The organism is Flavobacteriales bacterium TMED191, assembly GCA_002171975.2.
Lineage (GTDB): Bacteria > Bacteroidota > Bacteroidia > Flavobacteriales > TMED113.
Map to the genome: position 1 here is coordinate 1 of NHIO02000001.1, position 8764 is coordinate 8764.

At 26.3% G+C, this 8764-nt stretch carries 8 protein-coding genes; 5 read left to right on the plus strand and 3 right to left on the minus strand.

From position 1 onward, the window contains the following. Positions 1-64: 64 nt before the first annotated feature. The 3 genes from rfbD to rfbA are packed head-to-tail and all read right to left on the minus strand — an operon-like array spanning position 65 to position 2453. On the minus strand, positions 65-958 hold the full coding sequence (rfbD, locus tag CBD51_000005; GenBank protein ID RPG60906.1) for a dTDP-4-dehydrorhamnose reductase: 894 nt from the start codon (positions 956-958) through the stop codon (positions 65-67). Positions 959-967: 9 nt separating this feature from the next. After that, on the minus strand, positions 968-1546 hold the full coding sequence (rfbC, locus tag CBD51_000010; GenBank protein ID RPG60907.1) for a dTDP-4-dehydrorhamnose 3,5-epimerase: 579 nt from the start codon (positions 1544-1546) through the stop codon (positions 968-970). 25 nt (positions 1547-1571) lie between these two features. Continuing rightward, positions 1572-2453, minus strand: a complete 882-nt coding sequence (gene rfbA / locus CBD51_000015) for a glucose-1-phosphate thymidylyltransferase (GenBank protein ID RPG60908.1) — start codon at positions 2451-2453, stop codon at positions 1572-1574. 281 nt (positions 2454-2734) lie between these two features. On the opposite strand from rfbA, the gene CBD51_000020 reads away from it, so the two are divergent. The 5 genes from CBD51_000020 to CBD51_000040 all read left to right on the plus strand — a co-directional run. Continuing rightward, a complete protein-coding gene (locus tag CBD51_000020; GenBank protein RPG60909.1) occupies positions 2735-4744 on the plus strand; it encodes a capsular polysaccharide biosynthesis protein in 2010 nt (669 codons plus the stop codon). After that, complete coding sequence (locus tag CBD51_000025) at positions 4741-5976, plus strand: hypothetical protein (protein ID RPG60910.1); 1236 nt, start codon at positions 4741-4743, stop codon at positions 5974-5976. Before CBD51_000020 ends, CBD51_000025 begins: the two co-directional genes overlap by 4 nt. 8 nt (positions 5977-5984) lie before the next feature. Then, positions 5985-6707 carry a hypothetical protein gene (locus CBD51_000030; GenBank protein ID RPG60911.1) on the plus strand — a complete coding sequence of 241 codons (723 nt, stop codon included), beginning with the start codon at positions 5985-5987 and terminating at the stop codon, positions 6705-6707. A 99-nt stretch (positions 6708-6806) separates the two neighbouring features. Then, on the plus strand, positions 6807-7733 hold the full coding sequence (locus CBD51_000035; GenBank protein RPG60912.1) for a hypothetical protein: 927 nt from the start codon (positions 6807-6809) through the stop codon (positions 7731-7733). 785 nt (positions 7734-8518) lie between these two features. Further along, on the plus strand, positions 8519-8764 hold a 246-nt coding region (locus CBD51_000040), incomplete at its 3' end, for a hypothetical protein (GenBank protein ID RPG60913.1).

Here is an 8764-nt window from a genome sequence, read left to right on the forward strand (position 1 = left end):
AGCTCCACCAGTTACTAGTAATCTAAGCTTTTTATTATTATTAGATGGTTTCATATTTTAAAAATTAAATTTTATTTGTATTTTTATATTCAATTAAAATATTAATTAAATTTTCTCTCCAATGATTTGCTTTTATATTTAAGTATTTACTTGTCTCGCTTGTATTAAGTAATGAAAATTTTGGTCTTTGAGCTGCTGTTGGATATTCATAGGTATTTATTGGATAAACAGAAGCTTTTTTCTTTATAATTCCCAATTCAAGTGCTATCTCTCCAACTGCAACTGCAATATCAAACCAACTTGCAGCTCCAGAGTCGGCCCAATGAAGAATAAAAGGTAATTTATTTTTTTTCTTAAATTCAATTATTTTCCAACAAACTTTACTTAGTTCTTTTGCGCTAGTAGGAGATCCGATTTGATCAGATACTACTTTTATATACTCTTTCTCAGAGTGTAGCTTAAGCATATTAAGAATGAAGTTTTTACCTCTTGGACTTATAACCCAACTAGTCCTAAGAACAGTTGCATTTTCAATATTCTTGATATTTTTTTCAATAAGTTCTTCTCCTAATGCCTTTGATCGCCCATAATTAGATATTGGATTCTTTTCTTGATGTACATCGTATGGAAAATTCTGTTCTCCATCGAAAACATAATCTGTGCTTAGATGCAATAAATTACCATTTGTTTTGTTTATTATTTCGGTAAAGGCTTTAGGAGCAAGACTATTAATTTTAGAAGAAAGTTCAATTTCCTTTTCCGCTCCATCTACAGAAGTATATGCACCACAATTAATAATCCAATCAGGATTATTTTTTAAAACCATATTTTTGCAAGATGAGTAATCAGATAAATCCAATTGATATCTATTTGGACTAATTATTAGTGCATCTTTAGGTTTAGATTTTAAAATCTCTTTCCCTAATTGACCAGTAGCTCCAGTTAATAAAATTCTCATTAGGAAGATTTAAATAAAAATTGCAGTGTCCTGAATGAAGGGGGCTATTGAATCTTTTTCAGATAATTTTGGTTTGTCAATTAGACAATTTTGTAAAGGCCATTTAATATCTATTTTTGGGTCACTCCATCTTATACACCTCTCATGAACTTTACTGTAAAATCCACTAACTTTATATAAAACCTCTGTTTTGTCTTTCAAAGATAGAAACCCATGCGCAAATCCAATTGGTATCCATAACATTAATTTATTTAAGTGATTCAGATTGATACCTCCCCATTCCATAAAAGTCGGAGAATTCTTTCTAATGTCTACAACAACGTCAAAAATCTCTCCAGAAATACACCTCACTAATTTCCCCTGAGCAAACGGCTGAATTTGATAATGAAGACCTCTTAAAACTCCAGATTCAGAAATAGAGTGATTATCTTGAAAGAAAATTATCTTTTCTTCAATTTCATTATAGAAAGTTGATTCGTTCCAACTTTCATAAAAACAACCTCTTTGATCATTAAATATCATTGGTTTAAGAATCAATGGACCTTCTATAAGATTTCCTTTATTTGACGTAAGTTTATTTGTTTCCATTTTTAATCTTTATTTTTTTACCAATCTATTTTAATGTTTCTGAGATTAATGATTTTAAATAATTTCCATATCCACTTCGCACAAGATTTTCTGAGAGAATTGATAATTCCTCATTATTAATAAATCCCATCCTCCAAGCTATTTCCTCAGGACACCCAATTTTTAACCCTTGTCTTTTCTCCAAAGATCGAACCAAGGAAGAGGCTTCATGCAAAGAATCTATTGTACCGGTGTCAAGCCAAGTCATACCTCTATTCATTTTTTGTACTACTATTCTCCCTTCATCAATATAAAGTTTGTTTATATCAGTTATTTCTAATTCTCCCCTTTTAGAGGGTTTAATTCTTTCAGCTTTATTTATAACGGTGTTGTCATAAAAATATAATCCAGTAATTGCAAAGTTACTCTTAGGTAATAAAGGTTTTTCTTCTATTCCGCAAATTTTGCCTTTGGGATCAAATTCAATTACTCCATAATTTTCTGGATTCCTTACAGGATAAACAAATATTGAAGCACCGTTAGTTTTAGAGTAATTTCTTTGTAAGATATTAATTAAGTCATGACCATGAAATAAATTATCGCCTAAAATTAATGCTACATTACAGTCTCTTATGAATTCTTTTCCTATTAAGAAAGCTTCAGCTATTCCATTTGGTTTAAATTGAATTTTATATTCAATATTAATACCAAGATGAGATCCATCTCCAAGAAGTTTTGAGAATTTATCTACATCACAGTGATTAGAAATAAGTAATATTTCTTTAATCCCAGCAAGCATTAATGTAGATAATGGATAATAAATCATTGGTTTATCATATATAGGCAATAATTGTTTGCTAACTGCTTTTGTAATTGGGTATAAACGACTTCCAGTGCCTCCAGCTAAAATAATTCCTTTTCGTTGCATAATTATAAAAAATAAATTTTAAAAATCTTAATTATTTATTGTTAATTTTAACAGTATATTAAAAAAGCTAAATCTAAATTATTAATTAATAAAATTTTAGTTGTGAAGATTTAGAACAATAAATATAATTAAAAACTTTATTACTCAATGAATTCTAAAAAAAATTATAAAATTGATTTTATCCCCTTATATTTGATAAAAATCAAAAATTAAGATATTTTTAAATATATAGTTGTAGGAAAATAAATAAAATTATTTAAAAAATTTTTTTATTAAAGATTATGAATTTATTTCTAAAGTTATTTAATAAATTATTTTTTGTTAGTTCAAGGACTATGGATATAGTTTATGAATTTAAGCTTAATAAATCAAATAAATATGTTTGGGGAATGAAAAGTTCAGGCAATCGTTTGAGAAATGAAAAAAGGAAATTGAAAACTTCAAAATTATTTTTTCTTGAAGATGGATTCATTCATTCATTTTGCATAAGAAAGAAAAGAATCCCCTTGAGTATTTGTATTGACAAAAGTGGCATTTATTACAATAGCAAAAGTCAAAGTCAATTATTCAGATTTATAGAGGAAAAACTTTCTCAAAAAGAAAATTTGAGGTCTAAGCAAATAATAAAATTATGGAAAGAATATGGAATTTCAAAATATAATTATCCAAAATTTGTTTCGCCTCCTGAAAACCCCTTCATATTATTAATTGATCAAACTGATGGAGATTTATCAATAAAATATGGTGATGCAAATAAAAAAACATTTCAAGAAATGTTTATGTTTGCTTTGAAAAAATGGCCAAATCATAAAATTATTATAAAAATTCATCCTGATGTACTCACTTCTCAAAAAAGGGGTTGTTTAGATATTGATTTTTGTAGAAAAAAAAATGCGATAATTATATTTGACTATGGACAAGTTAATAAGTTAATAGAAAAATCTAGTGCTATTTGTGTAGTCACAAGTCAAGTTGGATTTGAAGCATTAATTTATGGTAAGGAAGTACATGTTTTTGGAAATCCCTTTTATTCTGGATTTGGGTTAACTATTGATCATAATATATCTCGAATTAAAAAAAGAAAATCTAATATTTCATTAGAGCAGCTAGTTTATGGAAGTCTAATTAAATATCAAATTTATTTAGATCCGAGAAATAAGAAAATTTGCGAAATTGAGGAAATAATGGAGTTCGTTTACAAGCAAAGAAAAATTTATAATTTTTTTCCAAAAAATCTACAATGCTTATATTTGACACCATGGAAATCTAGACAAATAAGTAGATTTATTCCCAACTCAACTGATCGCAGTTTCTCTTTCTTTAAGGAATCTAAAAGTAAAATAAAGAACTTTTTAGTTTGGGGTAAGTTTAATAAACTTGAGAAATATAAAATTAAAAGTGATACTTTTATTTCCGCCGAAGATGGTTTTATCAGATCTGTTGGTTTAGGAGGAGAACTAATCCCACCTATGAGTTTGCTTTTCGATAAGAGTGGGATTCATTATGACTTTAATCAACCCAGCGATTTAGAAGATCTCCTTCAAAAAAAATCGGTTAGTGCCAAGGAACTTAAAAGAGCAAAAGAATTAATTAATTTAATAAAGCAAAATAATATTAGTAAATATAATCTTTCTTCTCATAAGAGGTTCTATAATGAAAATGATTCTAATAATAAACAAACAATATTAGTATTAGGACAAGTAGAGACTGATAATGCAATGATTTATGGGGTTCCTGATAATATATTAAAAAAAACTAATTATGATCTTGTTTTTCAAGTTAAGAAAGATTACCCAAACTACAATGTAATTTACAAACCTCATCCAGATATTGAAAGAGGTTTGAGATGCAAAGGAAGAAATGAAAATCTTATTAATAATATTGCCGATAAAGTAGCTTATGGAATAGGCATTCAAAAGCTTTTTGAAATTTCTGATAGGGTAGCTGTATTTACATCTTTGGGTGGTTTTGAAGCATTAATTAGAGGCATTCCTGTTACAACATACGGCATCCCTTTTTATTCTGGTTGGGGATTAACGGAAGAAAAACTCTTTAATTATAAATGGAAATCAAGAAGAACTAGAAAGTTAAGTTTGGAGGAAATGGTTTATATAGCTATAATTGAATATCCTTTTTATTATAGCTTGAAATATAATTGTCATACTGAGGTAGAAAATATTATTTCTGAATTAGATTTTTATAGAAAAAGGAAAAAGACACTTGAACAAGTTATTTTTAGATATTGGGGCCCATTGAAAGAATTTTTTAAAAATTATGTTATTTTCAGATGACGAAAAAAAAGAATATACCCATATTCAAAAAAAAGATTTCAATTGAAGGATCAGTTATTTTTTTAATGGGTCCTATTGGGACATTTTTTTCAAGGGTAGCTTCCTTTTTAGAGAAAAATGACATCAAAACTTTTAAAATAAGCTTTCCCTTGTACGAATATGGCTTTAAAAAATCGTCAAGATTAACTTATTCTGAAGACATTTATCAATTTAAAGAATTTTTGGAAAAAATAATAATTAAAGAAAATATAAAGCACATTTTCATGTACGGAAATGTATTGATTCCTCATAAGCAAGCTTTGAAACTATGCGAAGAATTAAATAGAAAAGGTCATTTCATAAATTCTCATATTTTTGAACTAGGTTACTTAAGACCTAATTTTGTAACACTAGAGGATAAAGGAGTTAATTACGATAGTGGGTTTTTATTTGATAGGAATTTTTATGAAAAACAAAAACCTTATGGAAATTTTCCAGTACCCATAAATCATGGATTAAGAATAAGGAAAATATGGAAATTAATTACTTTTTTCAATCATAGCTTTAAAAATTATAAAATTGTTGAATTTGCGCATAAGCTTCAACCTAAACCTATTTACTTATGGTTTCAATTAAAAGGATTTATTTTAAAATTTTTTTATAGAATTGTTGAGAAAAATTTAAAGAAAAAATGCTTTTCAAAAAGTCCTTTTTTTATGGTCATACTACAAGTAGCTACTGATAGTCAAATTTTAAAAGGATCTAACTTTAAAGATAATTATGAGTTTATTTATTACGTTATCAAAGAATTTTCTAATGCAGAATTAAAAAATACTAATTTAATTTTTAAGCATCATCCAAGGGACAGAGGTTATACTAATTATTCAAAATTTATTTTAGAAATTTCAAAAGAATTTAATATTGAAGATAAAACTTTTTATATACACGATTTTCCCCTGTCAAAAATTTTTAGAAATAGATTTTGTAAAGGAACAGTATTAATTAACAGTACAGTGGGATACCAGTCATTATTCCATTCTATACCAATTAAGTCATTAGGAATAACTCCTTATAATTTAGAAGGATTATCACATCAAAATGATTTAGTCTCTTTTTTTAGGAATCCTGCAAAAGTAAACAAGTTATTATTTAACAAATTTTATAGATATATTTTAGAAAATTCCCAAATAAATGGAAATTTTGATGGCTATTTCCCTTTTGAAAGTGTATTTACTTTTCTCAATAATAGATAATTTTTAATATGAGGAGAATAGTAATTTTCATATTAAGACTAAATATTTTTATTTTTTCATATATTCTTTATTTGATAAATTTATTTTTTATTTATTTAAAACTTAAAAATATTTCTAAAAAATTTTTTATTTATGCAGCTTATTTCTGCTCGATATCTTTTGGAGTTTCATATAAATTAGACAAACAAAATACACTTAATTTACTTGAAAATGGTATACATATTTCTAATCATGATAATCCTTTAGATATTTTTGTAGCGCAATTTATTTTTAAGATGCCAACAATTACAACTGTAAATAAGCATTTAAAAAAAGCACTTCCTTTTTTTGAAATTTCACTAAGGAATTTTGGCCATTTTACTTTCAATCATATTAAGTTAAGTCACAGAAAATCTGCCTATATATACTTAAAAAAAATTTGTAAGCAAAAAAGTAAGGTTCTTATTTATCCAAGTGGATCAATTTATACTTCAGTTGAAAAAAGATTTTCAAAAAGTATATCAAAATTATCAATCTCAAACAATCTAAAAGTAATTGCATGGAAATTTCGTTATATAGATAAATCTAAAAGTAATTATGTTTACGATAATAATGTTCTTAAGTTTATATTAATGAGATTTTTATCAGGTAGAACAGTATTAATGGTTGAAAAAGTAAAAATTTTTTCACCCAATGATTATGCATGCGAAGATAAGTATAACTATAATTTAAAAAAATTTTATATTAGTTAATTACTAATTTCTAGACACTTTATGTATATAAAAATAATATTTGCGTTTTTAAAAATTTTTTTTAAAATTAAATTAAAACAATCTAATTAATTAGAAATTTTGTCTTTTAATAAAAATATTACTGTTTTACACAATGGACTTAATCCAACCTCGTATTATTGGCTAAATCACCTTAATCCAAATTTTTTAGATTTAAAAAAAGATTTTAACTTAAATTTGTTGAATAAAAAAGACACACTAATAATAGTAAGATATATACCTTTTAAAAGAATATTTAATTTATTTAGATTGAAAAAGAAAGATATAAAAATTATCTTGTTTATTGATGATGATTTACTTTCATTTAATATTTTTTCAAAATTACCAACTAAATATAAACTTAAGTTGTTTTTTAGAATTTATTGCTATAAGCATTTATTAAGATTTTTAGTAGATCAAATATGGGTGACAAATTTGAATTTAAAAAAAAAGTTGTCTATCCAACTAAATAACAAAATAAAAATTAAAGTTGTAGATCTTAATTTTAGAGATAATTTTACAAAAAAAACATTACATAGAATTTCCTTCATCGGAACAAGTTCTCACGTTTTAGAATTGAAATGGATAAAGGGATTATTCTTAAAAATTCAGAGTCAAAGAGATGACTGTTTGATTGAAATTTTCATTAATGAAAAATGGAGAAAATACTTTAAATCAATTCCAAGGATAAAGATGATTTATCCAATGGATTGGGAATCCTTTCTTTTAGATACTCGGCATAGAAATGTTGATATTGTTTTAAATCCAATTCTAAAATCAGAATTTAATGTATTCAGATCCCCGACAAAATTTTTTGATACTACGAGATTGGGTGCTGTAGGAATCTATTCAAAAAACTCGCCCTATTCAAGTTTTGTTAAAGATAATTATGATGGAATATTATTGGAAAACGATTTGGATTTGTGGTGCAAAAATATTCATTATCTTTTGGATAATAAATATAAAAGAGATTATATTTACGCTAATGCAAATAAAAGAGTAAGGTAATTACGTTAAGAGAAATTGTTAGTTATTAAAGCGTATACTTTCCCAGGTTTTAGGATAATTATTTAAATTGCTATTTACTAAAAAACTTAATTAAATTCTCCGAAATTCGCATGAAGATTTCTTTTCATAACTTGTTAATTTTTATCAGCGTATTCTTTTTCTAAAATTTTTAAATGAAATAGATTTTATCCCTTTTTATATTGCTTAACCATTAGCCGGTTAAGGAGAGACTTGAGCTTAACCTTGAGTTTTATATATTTAGTATTAATTTGATACTTTGGTATTACGCATAATTCAAGAATGAACTTAAAATCAAAATATCCTAATTCAAGATCTATATCAAATATAAATTCATTAATTTTTCCCATTAATATTGAAGAGAGAGAGAAAAGACTTTTAATAATGCAGATGAAGATCTAATCCTCTTAATATTTTTAAATAATGGAGCCAAGCGGACTTGAACCGCTGACCCCCTGCATGCCATGAAGGGCTAAAAACAGATGAGTCCCATGACTATAACATGCGTTATAGATTATAACTAAATGTAAATTGCGAAAATTAGTGCGAGAACTTGATAGGGTATAAGACACGTTAATATAACTGGTATATAGCCTATTTTATTACTTTAAATAGTTCTTTAATCGAGGAATATAGCTGCGCCTCTATATTCCCCTTGAGTATCACAAATACTCCTACATATTATATAAATTAATGCTATAAATATAAGTAAATGTATTGTCTTAAGTATAGATAAATACATTCTTTAATCTATTGCACATACTGCCATGTCCAACGAAGAAGAACCGCTATCTCCGCTTGAAGCAAAGATTTCTCAAGCTTATAGAGTCAACGAAGCTGTAGAGGATGAGCAGCTAGAAATTGAAGTGAGACTCAATAAAATAGATGGTTTAAAACCGCTATTGCCAAATCGTAAATATGGACAAAAATGGGCAGATTTAAGGTTTGGAATTAGTGCGCAAAGTTTGATTGAAAGAAGCGATGTAACTTTAGCTGGTGATCTAAAATTAAAC